Raw genomic sequence first — 14,120 nt, 5'->3', positions numbered from 1 at the left:
ATGGCCCGCATCGCATATCTCAGAGAGCAGCTTGCCCTCGCCGCGCGACTGGCGAAGGCGTTCCTCGATCGGCAAACCGCGGAGTGGCTTCAGGCTTCCGCAGCCGAATGCCGCGGGGAATTGACGGTGCTGACGTTCAAGACCGCCGCGTGAAGCCTGCGGGCGCCGAACGGCGCGTCACACCAGCTTCATCGGCGTATCGGCGACAACACGAAGTTCGATGCTTCCGATCAGCGCCGAGCGACGCGCCTCCGCGACGTTGATGGCGTCATCCGTCTGCCGTAGCGTACTAACGTTCGAGCCGAGCGAAACGATACCGCCGAGCACCAGAGCGATCGATCCGAGCGCAGCGGTTTGACCGAAGCCAAACACGCCGAGGATCGTGACCAGCAGCAATGCAGCGCCGCCGCCGATGGCGATCTTGGACGCCAGGATGTACTTGCGGCAGCGCTCGGCGATCTCGGCCAAAGCCGCGATCCGGGCCTCGATTTCTGAAATCTCGTCGGTCGCGTCGTCTTCGGTCATTGGATGTTGATCGAGTTTTCAAATCAGGAACGTAGCCAGTAGCCCGCATGAGCGAAGCGAGATGCGGGCACTTTGGTAGAAAATCCGGCAAAGACCCGGATGTCGCTTCGCTCATCCGGGCTACAAGACCTCACAACGGCAAATTGTCGTGCTTCTTCGCCGGCGTCTCGACCTTCTTGTCCTTCAGCATCGATAGCGCTCTTGCGATCCGCTTCCGCGTCGAGTGCGGCATGATGACGTCGTCGATGTAGCCGCGCTCGGCGGCGATGAACGGCGACAGGAAACGGTCTTCGTATTCCTTGGTGCGCGCGGCGATCTTGTCGGGGTCGCCGATGTCTGCGCGGAAGATGATCTCGACCGCGCCCTTGGCGCCCATCACCGCGATCTGGGCCGTTGGCCAGGCGTAGTTCATGTCGGCGCCGATCTCCTTGGAGGCCATGACGTCGAAGGCGCCGCCATAGGCCTTGCGGGTGATGATGGTCACGAGCGGCACGGTGCACTGCGAATAGGCGAACAGCAGTTTTGCGCCGTGCTTGATCAAGCCGCCATATTCCTGCGCGGTGCCGGGCAGGAAGCCCGGCACGTCGACAAAGGTGACGATCGGGATGTTGAAGGCATCACAAAAACGAACGAAGCGCGCGGCCTTCCGTGACGCATCGCTGTCGAGCACGCCGGCCAGCACCATCGGCTGGTTGGCGACGAAGCCGACGGTGCGGCCGGCGATGCGGCCGAAACCGGTGACGATGTTCTTGGCAAAGCTATCCGCGATCTCGAAGAAGTCGCCCTCGTCCACGACCTTCAGGATCAATTCCTTCATGTCGTAGGGCTTGTTCGGATTGTCGGGGATCAGCGTGTCCAGGGACATGTCGACCCGGCCGATGTCGTCAAAACTCGGCCATTCCGGCACGCCGTCGGTGTTGTTGGACGGCAGGAAGTCGATCAGGCGACGCATCTGCAACAGCGTCTCGACGTCGTTCTCGAAGGCGCCGTCGGCGATCGAGGAGCGCGTGGCGTGCACCGAGGCGCCGCCGAGCTCTTCGGCGGTGACGACCTCGTTGGTGACGGTCTTCACCACGTCGGGGCCGGTGACGAACATGTAGCTGGTGTTCTTCACCATGAAGATGAAGTCGGTCATCGCCGGCGAATAGACGTCGCCGCCGGCGCAGGGGCCCATGATGACGGAGATCTGCGGGATCACGCCCGAGGCGAGCACGTTGCGGCGGAACACGTAGGAATAGCCGGCGAGCGCGGCGACGCCCTCCTGGATGCGGGCGCCGCCCGCGTCGTAGAGGCCGATGATGGGCGCCCGCGCCTTCATCGCCATGTCCTGCAACTTGGTGATCTTCAGCGCGTGGGTTTCGGACAGCGAGCCGCCGAATACCGTGAAGTCCTTGGCGAACACAAAGGTCTTGCGGCCGTTGACGGTGCCCCAGCCGGTGACGACGCCGTCGCCGGGCACCTTGTTCTTCTCCATGCCGAACTCGGTGGAGCGGTGCTCGACGAACATGTCGAATTCCTCGAACGATCCCTTGTCGAGCAGCAGCTCGATGCGCTCGCGCGCGGTCAGCTTGCCGCGGGCGTGCTGCGCCTCGATGCGCTTCTCCCCGCCGCCGAGCTTTGCGCCGGCACGACGATCTTCAAGGGCGTCCAAAATATTCTTCATTTGCTCCCGCCAGTTCTTAGCCTAAATGCGATTGCCGGGGGTTCTAACACGGCATTTTGCGGGCCGGGAAGCCGCTTTCGGCGCCGCAGGGCTGCCTTGCCGCAGCGCCAAAGCGCAAGGAATTACAAAGTTTTGCCTGGGAGGCGACCATGGACGAGAGAGCTGCCGAGACCGGGGCTGTGACAGGCGGCGTCAAGCTCGTGCTCCGGCTGGAGGGGCTGACCCTGTTCGCAGGGATGGTGATGCTCTACTGGGCCTGGGACGGCTCCTGGCTGGTGTTCGCCCTGCTGTTCTTCGTGCCCGATTTGAGCTTTCTGGCCTACCTCGCCGACGCCAAATTCGGTGCGCTGGTTTACAACGCCGCCCACAGCTACATGGCGCCGGTGGCGCTGCTGACGCTGGGTTTTGGTCTCGCCTCCCCCCTCACCCTGTCCGTCGCCATGATCTGGCTCGCCCATATCGGCTTCGACCGGGCGCTGGGCTATGGCCTGAAATATTCGGCAGGCTTCGGCTTCACCCATCTGGGGCGGATCGGGCGGCAGAAGGACGCCTGATCCCAGTCACCGCAAATTTGGCGGCCCGGCCGGTTGACCCGGCCTGCCGATTCAGGCTTGCTCCAGGCCTACGATCAGGCGCCGAATGTTGCGTGAGCCCAGTCGGTACGGCGGCGGTCCATCACGTCTGGCTGCAAGCATCACCTCATGTCCGCGACGGTCGTTCCCCTGCCGCCGAACTCCTCGTCCGAAACCGTCGACTTCCTGCGGCGCATGGCCAGCATGGTGTCGGGGCGGAACGGCGAGATGCTGCTGCGCGCGGCAAGCCTGATCGAGTCGCTGGCGCAGCGGGCGATGACGGCCGAACGGCTCTATCACCAGGCGCAGGAAGAGAGCACGCGCCATGTCGAGCTACGGGAAGCCGCCGAGCTCGCCTCCGATGCCATGGTCGGCCAGATCGAGGCGCTGCGGGCGCAACTGGCCGAGGTCACCGCGGCAGCCGCCGCCGAGCGCGCGGCGTTCGATAGCGAGCGCGACAAGCTGCTCGGCCTGATGCAGCACGCGGAGAGCCATATCGGCAAGCTCACCACCGAGCTCGACACGCTGCATGCCTCCGTGGACAGTTTTAACGAGACCGTGGTTTCCGTGCCGATCGAGGTGCTGCGGCTGGCGCGCACCCAGTTCGATTTCCTCTCCGCCGGCTTTGCCCGCAAGGGCGACGTGATTTCGCAGGCGATGAGCGAGATCGGCGGCTTTGCGATCGACCAGGCCCTGACGGTGAAGAAGACGGCTGCCAAGGCCTGAGGCCATCAGCGACAAATTGACAGCGTGCAGGTCGGTTGGTCTACTCCCTCAAAATCATAAGGGAGGATCCGATGCCGACGGCATTCCGCGTCGCTATGGCGCTCTGTATCTCGACTCTTTTCGCCGGCATTGGCGCCGACGCACAATCCCTCCCCAAGGACGCCGCGACCCGGACCGAGATCTTTCCAATCCCCTCGCTTACTCTGTCCGACCAGCAATTCCTCAGCGGCGACACGGACGCCGCCAAGCCGGTGACGGTGGCGGGCGAATTCCGCGTCGCCCAAGGCACCGGCAAGCTTCCCGTCGTGGTGCTGATGCACGGCTCGAGCGGTGTCGGCGCCACCACCGAGGCCTGGGTGCACGCGTTCAACGCCATGGGCATCTCGACCTTCGTGATCGACGGCTTTACCGGCCGCGGGCTGACAGTGGTCGGGCCGAACCAGGCCCTGCTCGGCCGGCTCAATCTGATCGTCGACATCTACCGCTCGCTGGAGATTCTCGCGAAGCATCCGCGCGTCGACCCCGACCGCATCGTGCTGATGGGCTTTTCGCGCGGCGGACAGGCGGCGCTCTATGCAAGCCTGGAGCGCTTCAACAAGCTCTGGAACAAGTCCGGCGTCCAGTTCGCCGCCTACATCCCGTTCTATCCGGATTGCTCGACCACGTATCAGAGCGACACGGACGTTGCGGCGCGTCCGATCCGCATCTTCCACGGCACACCGGACGACTATAATCCCGTGAACAGCTGTAGGGCCTTCGTCGAGCGGCTCAAGGCTGCCAAGCGCGACGTCGTGCTGACCGAATACCCCGACAGCGCGCACGGGTTCGACAGCGGCCTGCTCGGCGTCAACACCGTTTCCGTCTCCACCGGCGCCCAGACCGCGCGCAACTGCCACCTCCGCGAAGGCGACAGCGGCGTGCTGATGAATGCCGATACGCAGGCGCCCTTCACCTACAAGGACGCCTGCATCGAGCTCAACCCGCATGTCGGCGGCAATCCCACGACGGCCGCGGAGTCGCGCAAGGCCGTGGAGGAGTTTTTGCAGGCGCTGTTCAAGCTGGGATAGGGCTCGGCCTTCATGGTTCGAGACGCCCGCTTTGCGGGCTCCTCACCATGAGGGTCTAATGTCTCGCCGCGAAATAAGACCTCATCCTGAGGAGCCCGCCAAGCGGGCGTCTCGAAGGATGGCCGCAAGGAAGCTGTTCGCCTCACGGCTCGCCGGGCTTGAACGGCTCCTGCTTGTCCGGCGGCGTGGTTTCCTCGGCCATCGCCAGCAGCATGGCGACCATCACATAATTTCCGGCGACCGCCGTAAGATCGACGATCTGCTGATCGTTGAAGACCTTCTTGGCGCGCGCGTAGGTCTCATCGGAAACCTTCCTGGTCGTGGTGATCTCGGTGACGAAGTCGTAGACCACGGCCTCGTCCTCGGCCATTTTCGACGGTCGCTTGTTAGCCTTCAACTCCGCGATCATCTCAGGCGACAGGCCCGCTTTCGCCGCCAGCGGCGCGTGCGCGAACCACTCCACCTGCGAGCGCCACTGCCGGCCGATGATCAGGATCGCGAACTCGTTGAGTTTTGTCGGGACCGAGGTTTCCCAGCGCAGATAATAAAACAGGTCGAACAGGCGCTGGCCGAGCATGGGGCTGCGGATCATCGGGTTGTACGGGCCGCCAATGCCGACGCTCGACACCTTCATGATCTGCTCGCCGAGCGGTTTCTGCTTCTCGTCGAGCTGGTCCATGGTGAGCTGCGGAAAGCGCGGCTCCTTGCTGGTGGCGCGGCCAGCAAACATCGTGGCGGCAAGCCAGCCGCCCGCAGCGGCAAACGTGATCGACGACAGCCATAGTGGCGTTGAGTTCATCGTTATCCTCCCGACCTTTTTTCTTGCTTGGTCGGGATGATGCTAATCGAGCAGGTTCGCGCGCGCCAGCTAGACCGCGCCGATCTCGGCAAGGCAGGCTTGCGTCAGCGGCATGCGCTCACCGACGAGACGCGGCTCGGTGCAGTCCATGTTGAGCGCGAACACCGTGTGCGCCTCGCCCTTCTCGGCCCAGCCGACCATCCAGCCCAGCGACGGCGCGCCGCGCTCGGCCCCCAGCAGCCCGGACTTGGCGCGGATGACGCTGTCGCCGACCTTGGTCACCGGCAGGATGTCAGCGACGAGATCCTGGCTGCGCTTGCTGATCGGCAGCGCGCGGCGGCGCAGCCGGTCGACGAAATCGATCTGCTCGATCGGGTCGATGCGCAAATTGCCGGTGAGCCAGAACTGGTCGATGCCGCCGCCGATGTCGCGATTGCCGTAGTCGAACAGATCGACAAACTTCTGCATCCGCTCTTGCCCGATGCGGCGCGCGATCTCCTGATAGACCGGCACAGCGCTCACCGCGATGGCGCTGCGCAGCGTGTGGTCCTTGTTCCAGGCCTCGATCGGGCGCTTCACGCCGTCCCACGGGAACAAATCCTTGTCGGGGTCTGCGACGATTCCGGTTTCAAGCGCAATCAGCGAGTTCGGAATCTTGAAGGTCGAGGCCGGCAGCTTGGCTTCGCCCGAGCGTTCCTTGTCGCTGGCGACGATCAGATAATCCTCGACCTTGTAGCCGACGAAAGTGCCCGATGTGCCGAGGTCGGTGAAGCGTTTTGCCAGGCTCTCACGAATCTCGTTGCGCGGCGGAGCAACATGAGCGAACGCGCGCTGTGGCAGGATGGCAGTCGCGGCGAGAAGGCCGAGGGTGGAACGGCGGGTGAGCAAGGGCGGTATCCGTTGAACAATAAGAGTGGCCGCGACCATGCAGCCGCCACGTGGTGAAACGATGACAGCGCTCAGCGCCGGCCCGACAGCCGCAGCACGAACACCAGCACTTCGGCGACGGCCTTGTAGAGGTCGGGCGGGATCTCCTCGCCGAGCTCGACCTTGGAGAGCGCACCGGCCAAAATCTCGTTCTCCTCGATCGGGATGTCGTTGGCCTTGGCGATCTCGACGATCTTTTCGCCGATCGTGCCCCTGCCCTTGGCGACGACGACAGGCGCGTTGCTGCCCTTCTCGTAATGCAGCGCGATCGCGATTTTTGATGCGTCGCTCATGTCGCGCGATCCAGAAAATGGCCGGCGCGGGCCGGCGCCGGCTGCGGCGGCGTACCGTCGCGCACCACGATATCGCCGGGCTTGAGCTCGGCCCTGGTCATTGCCTGGCTGAGCTCGCCGATTCCGGCGCGAAGCTGTTGCGCGGTCGCCGGCCGCTCCGCCCACATCCGCACAAAAGTCTTGTCGCCGTTGAGCGTGATCAGCGCATGCACGGGGCCGGCCGGCTCGACATTGAGCGTGAAGCGTGCACGCCAGGCGCGTTTTGCGGGATCGGCGGATTCGTTGCCGCCATCGCGCGAGATCTCGAACTGCGCCATCGCGGTGCCCTGCGGCGTCGCAAACGGAATCTCGAAATTCCACTGCGGCGCGGTCGGATCGATGCGGTGACCGCTGGCGTCAGTGCGATCAGGGAGTGATGCGACCTGCAGCAATGTCTGCCGTGCGATTGCGGCATCGGTGTCGTCGAGCAGGCGATGCATGGTTGCAGCGAGGGGTGTATCCGGCGCGAGCGATGGCGAGGCGATAGCCTGCACAGCCGGCAACGCGCCGCGAAACGGCGGCGGCGTCGTGCGCGCGGCGGCCTCGAAGAGGTGGCCATCGGGCACGGCCTTGTTGGAGCCGGGCACGTTCCCAATTAGGCGCGGCAGATTTTGCGTGACCTCTTGCAGCAAGCTCGCGGCAAGGCCTGCGGACATGGTTCGCGGCACCGCTGTCTGCGGAGCGCCGCCAGCGATATCAGCCAGCACGACGGCCGCGAGATTGGCGCTGCGCGGTGCTTGGGAGACATCAGCTTCCGTCGAAGGTTGTGCGGCCTGCACGGCCTCACCTGCTGCGGGAGCCGGCGCGGCGGCGACCTGCGGTGTCGCAACGGCGTTCGTCGGGATCGCCGCGCCCTGCGCCTGCGGTGCGGCCGTCTCGAGCGTGGCCAGTGTCTGGCGCAACACCAGCAGCGCCGCTTTCAGGTCCGGCACATTGCCGGAGGACGGCGTCGTGCCTGCGGCCAGCGAAGCCTCGAGGAACAACCCGGACTTCTGGAAGGCGGATTCGATATTGCCGCCATCGAGGGCGGTGTTGAGCGGCGTCTGCTGCGCCAGCACGTCCAGCACCGCCTGCTTAAGCCCCGCCGGCAGATCGCTGCCGGTGACGACGGAGGCGAGGTTGGCGAATAGCGGCGCCTGGCTGCCCTGTTTTGTCACCGCCTCGGCCGAGGCGACGGTGACGGCAACCTGCTCCAGCGGCGTCAGCGTGTTGCGTGCCGCGTTCGCAGACGGCGCCAGCGACGGACTCTCCACCAGCGACGCGGCCCCCGGCGTCAGCGTGACCTGATCGGCCGCCGCCTGGCCTGTCCCGCCCACGACGGCGAGCCGGATGGTGCCGTCATTCTGCGACACCGTAAGTTGGAGGTTCTGCCCCGGTGTCAGCGACACCTCCGACATCACGTCCATCGAGAGGTTGGCGATCGCGATCCGCACCAGATTGTCGGCGAGCACACTGACGACTCTGGCATCGACGACGCTGCCAGCCTGAAGCACGAGATCGGGCGTCGCCGCATCAGCCACAGGGCTGGCGGCACTGACGGGAACGATCGAGCTTATCGGCGTCGGCATCTCTGGGGGGCCCGGGGAACGCTGGTCCCATCCTAAGGCCGCCCTCGTAAACCTCTCGTTAAGGACCTTTGGCCGCTTACGGCCTCACGGCCGCCAAAACCGTCACGGCGGCCTGAAAATCCTTCAGGCGAGCGGCCCGGCGGGCGGCCGCCTCCTCGTCCACGCCCCATTTCTCGGCGTTCCAGTCCTCGTCGACATGGGCGGCGTCCCAGATCTGGCCGGCATCGCGTACGCCATGGGCCAGCGCCAGTGCCAACAGCGCCGAGCCGGTCAGGGTCGTCACCACATGAAGGGCCGCGACCGACCAGGCATCCCCGGGCAGCACAGCGCGGACGGCCTGAATGGCCTCGTCCGGCTGCCTCACGTGCATGACGCCCTCGGACAGGATGAAATGCGCCCCGAGCCGCTCCGCGGCCCAGAACAGTACGGGGTCCCAATGCGCGGCCTCGCGGGCGACGAGCGCTTCTGGGTGACCGGCGCGGTAGAACAGCAGATCGGACTCGAAGAATTTGGCGAGATCGTCGCTGACGAGTTCGACGCGGTCGACCACGCCCTCGACCACGCTGTTGGCGATGCGCGTCAGCGGCATGGTCACGGGATCAATCGTCTCGCCCTGGGCCGCCCATTCGGCAGCCACCGCATCGGCGAGCGTCCGCGCCGGGATCACCACCTGCCGGCTGGACGGCGTGCGGATCGGCTTGCCGTCGAGCGTGATAGCAAAGCCGCCCTCGGCTTCGGTGACGCCTGCCTCCTTGTAGAAGCGCTTGCGTAGTGGCGTGCGTGCGGACGCGCGCACCGATTCCCGGGGATCCGGCGGGGGCTGCCCCGCAGCTTCATCGAACAATTCGCGCATGTGAGTTTTCGGCCCCGGTCGCTGGATGCTAGGCTTTTAAGCTAGGACCAATTTAAGCCAAGACAGTTTTAAGCCAAGACTTGCGGCCAATAAAGCGAGCGGCGGGCATGAGGGAACTTGCGGGCATTGTGGCCCTGTTGGCCGGGCTTTGGCTGGCCGCGGCCGAGGCCGGCTTTCGCACCCCGGAATCGCTGGTCCGGAATGTCTACGCCTATTACGGTCAGGGCGCACCGGAGCTGTCAAAAGGCCTGCCGCGCGATGCCGTGGCCGCCCGGCAATTCTTCGATGCCCCCCTGCGCAAGGCCTGGAGCACACCGCGGCTCGAGCCCTATGATTTCCTGGTGCAGAGCCCGAGCTGGAAGCTCGGCCCTGTTACGATCGCGGTTGTGCGCAGGCAATACGACAAGACTTATGTTGCGGCGAATTTCGACAATCACGGCCGCCGGGTGGCGCTGAACTTCGTCCTGGTCAACGGGCCCGAAGGCTGGCTGATCACGGACGTCGAGAGCCCGCATGATTCTTTGCGGATGTTTCTGGAACAGTTTCGGAATTGAAGGGCAGCCATCGCCCTCTCCACACCGTCATTGCGAGCGTAGCGAAGCAATCCAGAATGTCTCCGCGGAAGCAGTCTGGATTGCTTCGTCGCAAGAGCTCCTCGCAATGACGGGGCTAGCAACGGGACCCAGCCCCTACTCCTCCGGCGCGTTCTCGATCGGATCAAACCGGCTCGCGTCGAGCCCGAGCAAATTCCACGACTGCTGCATGTGCGGCGGCAATGGCGCGGTGGCGTCGATCACGCCGCCGCGCGGATGCGGAATGACGATGCGGCGCGCCAACAGATGCAGCCGGTTTTGCAAACCGCCCGGCAGCTGCCAGTTCTCGATGTTGAAATATTTGGGATCGCCGACGATGGGGTGGCCGATATGCTCCATGTGGGCGCGCAGCTGGTGGGTGCGCCCGGTCACCGGCTTCAGTGAGACCCAGGTCAGCTTGCTGCCGGCGGTCTCGACCACCGCGTAATAGGTCACCGCGTGGCTCGCGCCCTCGTCGCCGTGCTGGGCGACGCGCATGATGGTGTCGTCCTCGCTCTCCTCTTTTGCGAGAAAGGTCGAGATGCGGCCCTGCTTGGGCTTCGGCATTCCCGGCACCAACGCCCAATAGGTTTTCCGCGCAGATCGCTCGCGGAATGCGCCGGTCAGATACGAGGCGGCAAAGCGCGTCTTGGCGATCAGGAGACAGCCCGACGTCTCCCTGTCGATGCGATGCACGAGGCGCGGCTTCTGGCCCTTGGAATCGCGCATCACCTCCAGCATCTGGTCGATGTGCCGCGTCATGCCCGAGCCGCCCTGCACGGCAAGGCCCAACGGCTTGTTGAGCACGAGGACATCGTCGTCCTCGTAGATCGTCATCTCCTTTAGCGCGGCCAACGTCTTTTGCGCGGCTTCCGACTGCGGGCTGGGCGCCTTCGGCGTGTCGAGCTTCAGCGGCGGAATGCGGACGCTCTGCCCCTCCTCCAGCCGATCCTTGCTGTCGACGCGCTTGCCGTCGACGCGCAGCTCGCCCTTACGGACGACGCGCTGGATGTGGGAGAACGACAGGCCGGGAAAGCGCGCTTCGAGGAAACGATCGACGCGCATGTTATTCTCGTCGGCCGTCACCTTGACGGTCTCCACCTTGGTCGGCAGCAGCGCTTCGACGACGGGCTTTGCCGGCGCAGCCTGTTCCAGCTCAACTTTGGGCGCACGCCGCTCGGCGCGCTCGGCCGCAAATCGCGGCGGCTTTCCACCGGGCTTGCCGCCCGGACGCGGTCCCGCTGTCTTCGCACCGCCCGCCTTGAACGGACGCGCCTCCTTGCGCTCGTCGCGCTCGCGAGGTTTCGGATTCATTCTCTTGATGCGGCGGCTCATGCGGTTTTTCCAAGCTTTCGTGTCGACTGCGCATTGGCACGGCGGGGCAGCGACGCAACTTGCGCGCCAACCTCTTTCTCCGCTAGCCGCAGCTCATATTGCTGTTGCAGGTTCATCCAGAATTGCGGGCTAGTACCGAACCAGTGACCAAGGCGCAGCGCCGTGTCAGCGGTGATGCCACGCTGCCCATTGATGATGCCGGTGATGCGATTGACTGGCACGTCAATCTGACGCGACAGCTCCGCAGCTGTGATGCCGAGTTCGCGCAGCTCTTCGGCAAGATGCTCACCGGGATGTGTTGGTGCGTGGGGCATGGGAATTCACTGGCCGAGTAGCAAGATTTACGTGTTACGTAAACCGTAAATGTACGCCCTGTGGCGAGATTAAGCCTACTTCCCGCCCCGCTCTTTCCGCAGCTTGGCCCAGTAATCCAGCCGCTTCCTGATCTCGCGCTCGAAACCCCGCTCGGGCGGGTCGTAGAAGGTCTGGCGTCCCAGCGCTTCCGGAAAGTAGTCCTGGCCAGAGAACGCGTCGGGGGTGTCATGGTCGTATTCGTACGACGCGCCGTAGCCTTCCGACTTCATCAGCTTGGTCGGGGAATTCAGGATGTGCTTCGGCGGCAGCAGCGAGCCGGCCTGCTTTGCCGTCTGCATCGCAGCCTTGAAGGCGGTATAGACCGCGTTCGATTTCGGCGCGGTGGCGAGATAGACGACGGCTTGCGCGATCGCGAGCTCGCCCTCGGGACTTCCGAGGAAGTCGAAGGCGTCCTTGGCAGCGTTGGCGATGACGAGCGCCTGCGGATCGGCAAGGCCGATATCCTCGACCGCCATGCGCACGACGCGGCGGGCCAGGAACAGCGGGTCCTCGCCCGCATCGAGCATGCGCGCGAGGTAATAGAGCGCGGCATCGGGATCGGAGCCGCGCACCGACTTATGCAGCGCCGAGATCAGATTGTAATGGCCGTCGGCCGACTTGTCGTAGATCGGGGCGCGGCGTTGCAAAATGTCCTGCAATTGCGCGGCATTGAAAATCTCGTCCGCCCGCGCCGAACGCCAGACCTCCTCGGCGAGCGTCAGCGACGCCCTTCCGTCGCCGTCGGCCATGCGCACCAGCACCGCGCGCGCCTCGTCATCGAGCGGCAGCTTCTTGCCTTCGGCCTCCTCGGCATGCGCGAACAGCTTTTCGATCGCGGCGGCATCGAGCGAGCGAAACACCAGCACGCGCGCACGCGACAGAAGCGCCGCGTTGAGCTCGAAGGAGGGATTTTCGGTGGTGGCGCCGACCATCACCACCGTGCCGTCTTCCATGACAGGCAAAAAGGAATCCTGCTGCGCGCGGTTGAAGCGATGCACCTCGTCGACGAAAAGAAGCGTGCCCTTGCCCATCTCGCGGCGGGCGCGCGCGGCATCGAACGCCTTCTTCAAATCTGCGACGCCGGAGAACACCGCGGAGATCTGCTCGAAATGCAGGTCCGTCGCATCGGCCAGCAGCCGCGCCACCGTGGTCTTGCCGGTGCCGGGCGGGCCCCAGAACACCAGCGATCCCAGCGTGCGCGTCTCAAGCATGCGCGTCAACGCGCCGTCGGGACCGAGAATGTGGTCCTGGCCGACGACCTCCGACAGCGCGCGCGGGCGCAGCCGGTCCGGCAGCGGATGCGGGGCCTCGTGATCGAGCCCCGCCGCGGCAAAGAGAGTTGGCGTCTCCTGTGGTCGCTTCGGACTCATCCGCCCAGCGTGACGTTGATCTGCTGGCCACCGCGCACCAGCGTGATGCGCCAGATCCGCTGGCTTGTGCCCGCCGCCTTCTCGAGGTCGCCGGTCTTGCCGATCTTCTGATTGTTGACCGTGAGGATGATGTCGCCCTTCTGGAAACCGACATTGGCCGCCGGCGAGTCGCCGCCGAGATCGGTGATCACGACGCCCTCGGTGTCGGCATCCAGATGCAGCTCGTCGGCGACCGCCGGCGTGATGGTCGAGACCTTCGCGCCCTGGAACGGCGACCGCGCGGTGACGACGAGCTCGTTGCGGCCGGCGTCAGGCGCGCTCTCCAGCGCCACCGTCAGCTTGACCGGCTTGCCGCCGCGCTGGACGTCGATCTGCGCGGTGCCGCCGAGCGGACGGGTCGCGAAGCGATAGTCAAAGGCGTTGGGATCATCCACGGTCTGGCCGTCGATCCCGGTGATGAGATCGGAGGACTTCAAGCCGGCCTTCGCCGCAGGGCCGTTCGCCACCACGCTCGCAACCAGCGCGCCGATCGGCGAGCGCAGGCCGAGGCTCTCGGCGATCTCCGGCGTCACCGCCTGCAATTTCGCGCCGAGCCAGGGACGCTTCACCGCCGTGCCGCCGCTCTTGGCGGAGGCGACGACGACGCGCACCATATTGGCGGGAATGGCAAAGCCGATGCCCTGCGAGCCACCGGAGCGCGAATAGATCGCAGTGTTGATGCCGGCCAGCCGGCCATTCATGTCGACCAGCGCGCCGCCCGAATTGCCGGGATTGATCGCCGCATCAGTCTGGATGAAGAACTGGTAGTCGGTGATGCCGACCTGCGTGCGCGCGAGCGCCGAGATGATACCGTGAGTCACGGTCTGGCCGACGCCGAAGGGATTGCCGATCGCCATCACGACGTCGCCCACCATCAGCTCGTCCGAATTGGTGAATTCGAGAGCCGGAAACTTCTCCTTGGTATCCTTCAATCGCAGTATCGCGAGATCGCTCCGGGAATCCTTCAACACGATCTCGGCCTCGAACTCGCGCTTGTCCGACAGCGAGACCTTCACCTGGTCCGCGCCCTCGATCACGTGGACGTTGGTGACGACGAGGCCGGACGCATCGACAATCACACCCGAACCGAGCGAGCGCTGGACCTGCTCCTGCTGCTGGCCCGGCACGCCGAAGAAGCGGCGGAAGATCGGGTCGTCCAGCAGCGGATTGCGGTTCTGCACGACCTTGGCGGCATAGACGTTGACGACCGCCGGCTGCACCCGCTGCACGATCGGCGCATAGGACAGCCGCAGCTCCGCCGGCGACGACGGGACGCGGCGGTCCTGCGCGGCGGCCGGATTGAAGTGGACCGAAAACGCTATGCACAATGCCGTGACGACGGCGGTCGAGATCGATCGAAACATTCCTACCTCTCGGAAAAGACGCCGGAATATAGGCGCGTTCGCCCCCTAATAGAA

16 protein-coding genes are annotated in these 14,120 nt (G+C 65.0%); 5 read left to right on the top strand and 11 right to left on the bottom strand.

What is annotated here, in order from left to right; genetic code table 11:
- Entirely contained in the window at positions 1-153 is a 153-nt protein-coding gene (locus BMW89_RS38245) for a hypothetical protein (protein WP_177196545.1), read from the top strand.
- Positions 154-177: 24 nt separating this feature from the next.
- On the opposite strand, the gene BMW89_RS35230 is transcribed toward BMW89_RS38245, so the two are convergent.
- Together BMW89_RS35230 and BMW89_RS35225 are read right to left on the bottom strand one after the other, a co-directional pair.
- A complete protein-coding gene (locus tag BMW89_RS35230; RefSeq protein WP_092034929.1) occupies positions 178-525 on the bottom strand; it encodes a hypothetical protein in 348 nt (115 codons plus the stop codon).
- 130 nt (positions 526-655) lie between these two features.
- Positions 656-2,188: an acyl-CoA carboxylase subunit beta gene (locus tag BMW89_RS35225; RefSeq protein WP_092034928.1), complete on the bottom strand. Its 1,533-nt coding sequence runs from the start codon at positions 2,186-2,188 to the stop codon at positions 656-658.
- A 149-nt stretch (positions 2,189-2,337) separates the two neighbouring features.
- Here BMW89_RS35225 and BMW89_RS35220 point away from each other — a divergent pair, with 149 nt between their 5' ends.
- From BMW89_RS35220 to BMW89_RS35210, 3 genes are all read left to right on the top strand, one after another.
- The gene (locus BMW89_RS35220; protein WP_092034927.1) at positions 2,338-2,742 is read left to right on the top strand and encodes a DUF4260 domain-containing protein; all 405 of its coding nucleotides are present in this window, start codon (positions 2,338-2,340) and stop codon (positions 2,740-2,742) included.
- A 147-nt stretch (positions 2,743-2,889) separates the two neighbouring features.
- Positions 2,890-3,486, top strand: coding sequence for a hypothetical protein (locus tag BMW89_RS35215; RefSeq protein WP_092034926.1), 597 nt, complete (start codon positions 2,890-2,892; stop codon positions 3,484-3,486).
- A 71-nt stretch (positions 3,487-3,557) separates the two neighbouring features.
- Positions 3,558-4,553, top strand: coding sequence for a dienelactone hydrolase family protein (locus tag BMW89_RS35210; RefSeq protein WP_092034925.1), 996 nt, complete (start codon positions 3,558-3,560; stop codon positions 4,551-4,553).
- A gap of 142 nt (positions 4,554-4,695) precedes the next feature.
- Here BMW89_RS35210 and BMW89_RS35205 read toward each other — a convergent pair whose 3' ends face one another.
- From BMW89_RS35205 to BMW89_RS35185, 5 genes are all read right to left on the bottom strand, one after another.
- Positions 4,696-5,352, bottom strand: a complete 657-nt coding sequence (locus BMW89_RS35205) for a carboxymuconolactone decarboxylase family protein (RefSeq protein WP_092034924.1) — start codon at positions 5,350-5,352, stop codon at positions 4,696-4,698.
- Positions 5,353-5,421: 69 nt separating this feature from the next.
- Positions 5,422-6,279, bottom strand: coding sequence for a penicillin-binding transpeptidase domain-containing protein (locus tag BMW89_RS35200; protein ID WP_502686414.1), 858 nt, complete (start codon positions 6,277-6,279; stop codon positions 5,422-5,424).
- 32 nt (positions 6,280-6,311) lie between these two features.
- Positions 6,312-6,572: an EscU/YscU/HrcU family type III secretion system export apparatus switch protein gene (locus tag BMW89_RS35195; protein WP_092034922.1), complete on the bottom strand. Its 261-nt coding sequence runs from the start codon at positions 6,570-6,572 to the stop codon at positions 6,312-6,314.
- Complete coding sequence (gene fliK / locus BMW89_RS35190; RefSeq protein ID WP_177196544.1) at positions 6,569-8,179, bottom strand: flagellar hook-length control protein FliK; 1,611 nt, start codon at positions 8,177-8,179, stop codon at positions 6,569-6,571. The genes BMW89_RS35195 and fliK overlap by 4 nt, the downstream gene beginning before the upstream one ends.
- 76 nt (positions 8,180-8,255) lie before the next feature.
- A complete protein-coding gene (locus BMW89_RS35185; RefSeq protein WP_092034921.1) occupies positions 8,256-9,032 on the bottom strand; it encodes an ATP12 family chaperone protein in 777 nt (258 codons plus the stop codon).
- A 107-nt stretch (positions 9,033-9,139) separates the two neighbouring features.
- Between BMW89_RS35185 and BMW89_RS35180 the strand changes: the two genes are divergently transcribed.
- The gene (locus BMW89_RS35180; RefSeq protein ID WP_092034920.1) at positions 9,140-9,586 is read left to right on the top strand and encodes a hypothetical protein; all 447 of its coding nucleotides are present in this window, start codon (positions 9,140-9,142) and stop codon (positions 9,584-9,586) included.
- A 135-nt stretch (positions 9,587-9,721) separates the two neighbouring features.
- On the opposite strand, the gene BMW89_RS35175 is transcribed toward BMW89_RS35180, so the two are convergent.
- The 4 genes from BMW89_RS35175 to BMW89_RS35160 form a co-directional block, all read right to left on the bottom strand.
- Positions 9,722-10,939 carry an RluA family pseudouridine synthase gene (locus tag BMW89_RS35175; RefSeq protein ID WP_092034919.1) on the bottom strand — a complete coding sequence of 406 codons (1,218 nt, stop codon included), beginning with the start codon at positions 10,937-10,939 and terminating at the stop codon, positions 9,722-9,724.
- The gene (locus tag BMW89_RS35170) at positions 10,936-11,253 is read right to left on the bottom strand and encodes a HigA family addiction module antitoxin (RefSeq protein WP_092034918.1); all 318 of its coding nucleotides are present in this window, start codon (positions 11,251-11,253) and stop codon (positions 10,936-10,938) included. Before BMW89_RS35170 ends, BMW89_RS35175 begins: the two co-directional genes overlap by 4 nt.
- A 75-nt stretch (positions 11,254-11,328) precedes the next feature.
- On the bottom strand, positions 11,329-12,663 hold the full coding sequence (locus tag BMW89_RS35165; RefSeq protein WP_092034917.1) for a replication-associated recombination protein A: 1,335 nt from the start codon (positions 12,661-12,663) through the stop codon (positions 11,329-11,331).
- A complete protein-coding gene (locus BMW89_RS35160) occupies positions 12,660-14,066 on the bottom strand; it encodes a DegQ family serine endoprotease (RefSeq protein WP_177196543.1) in 1,407 nt (468 codons plus the stop codon). Before BMW89_RS35160 ends, BMW89_RS35165 begins: the two co-directional genes overlap by 4 nt.
- Between the last annotated feature and the right edge of the window lie 54 nt (positions 14,067-14,120).

It is taken from the genome of Bradyrhizobium sp. OK095 (assembly GCF_900109945.1).
Classification (GTDB): Bacteria; Pseudomonadota; Alphaproteobacteria; order Rhizobiales; family Xanthobacteraceae; genus Bradyrhizobium.
The sequence above is the reverse complement of the archived record's forward strand: the minus strand, read 5'-3'. Positions and strand labels throughout refer to the sequence as shown.

Excerpts from the sequence above, each read along its gene's own strand:
- BMW89_RS38245 (WP_177196545.1), top strand. The coding sequence starts at position 1 with ATGGCCCGCATCGCATATCTCAGAGAGCAGCTTGCCCTCGCCGCGCGA.
- BMW89_RS35230 (WP_092034929.1), bottom strand. The coding sequence starts at position 525 with ATGACCGAAGACGACGCGACCGACGAGATTTCAGAAATCGAGGCCCGG.
- BMW89_RS35225 (WP_092034928.1), bottom strand. The coding sequence starts at position 2,188 with ATGAAGAATATTTTGGACGCCCTTGAAGATCGTCGTGCCGGCGCAAAG.
- BMW89_RS35220 (WP_092034927.1), top strand. The coding sequence starts at position 2,338 with ATGGACGAGAGAGCTGCCGAGACCGGGGCTGTGACAGGCGGCGTCAAG.
- BMW89_RS35215 (WP_092034926.1), top strand. The coding sequence starts at position 2,890 with ATGTCCGCGACGGTCGTTCCCCTGCCGCCGAACTCCTCGTCCGAAACC.
- BMW89_RS35210 (WP_092034925.1), top strand. The coding sequence starts at position 3,558 with ATGCCGACGGCATTCCGCGTCGCTATGGCGCTCTGTATCTCGACTCTT.
- BMW89_RS35205 (WP_092034924.1), bottom strand. The coding sequence starts at position 5,352 with ATGAACTCAACGCCACTATGGCTGTCGTCGATCACGTTTGCCGCTGCG.
- BMW89_RS35200 (WP_502686414.1), bottom strand. The coding sequence starts at position 6,279 with ATGGTCGCGGCCACTCTTATTGTTCAACGGATACCGCCCTTGCTCACC.
- BMW89_RS35195 (WP_092034922.1), bottom strand. The coding sequence starts at position 6,572 with ATGAGCGACGCATCAAAAATCGCGATCGCGCTGCATTACGAGAAGGGC.
- fliK (WP_177196544.1), bottom strand. The coding sequence starts at position 8,179 with ATGCCGACGCCGATAAGCTCGATCGTTCCCGTCAGTGCCGCCAGCCCT.
- BMW89_RS35185 (WP_092034921.1), bottom strand. The coding sequence starts at position 9,032 with ATGCGCGAATTGTTCGATGAAGCTGCGGGGCAGCCCCCGCCGGATCCC.
- BMW89_RS35180 (WP_092034920.1), top strand. The coding sequence starts at position 9,140 with ATGAGGGAACTTGCGGGCATTGTGGCCCTGTTGGCCGGGCTTTGGCTG.
- BMW89_RS35175 (WP_092034919.1), bottom strand. The coding sequence starts at position 10,939 with ATGAGCCGCCGCATCAAGAGAATGAATCCGAAACCTCGCGAGCGCGAC.
- BMW89_RS35170 (WP_092034918.1), bottom strand. The coding sequence starts at position 11,253 with ATGCCCCACGCACCAACACATCCCGGTGAGCATCTTGCCGAAGAGCTG.
- BMW89_RS35165 (WP_092034917.1), bottom strand. The coding sequence starts at position 12,663 with ATGAGTCCGAAGCGACCACAGGAGACGCCAACTCTCTTTGCCGCGGCG.
- BMW89_RS35160 (WP_177196543.1), bottom strand. The coding sequence starts at position 14,066 with ATGTTTCGATCGATCTCGACCGCCGTCGTCACGGCATTGTGCATAGCG.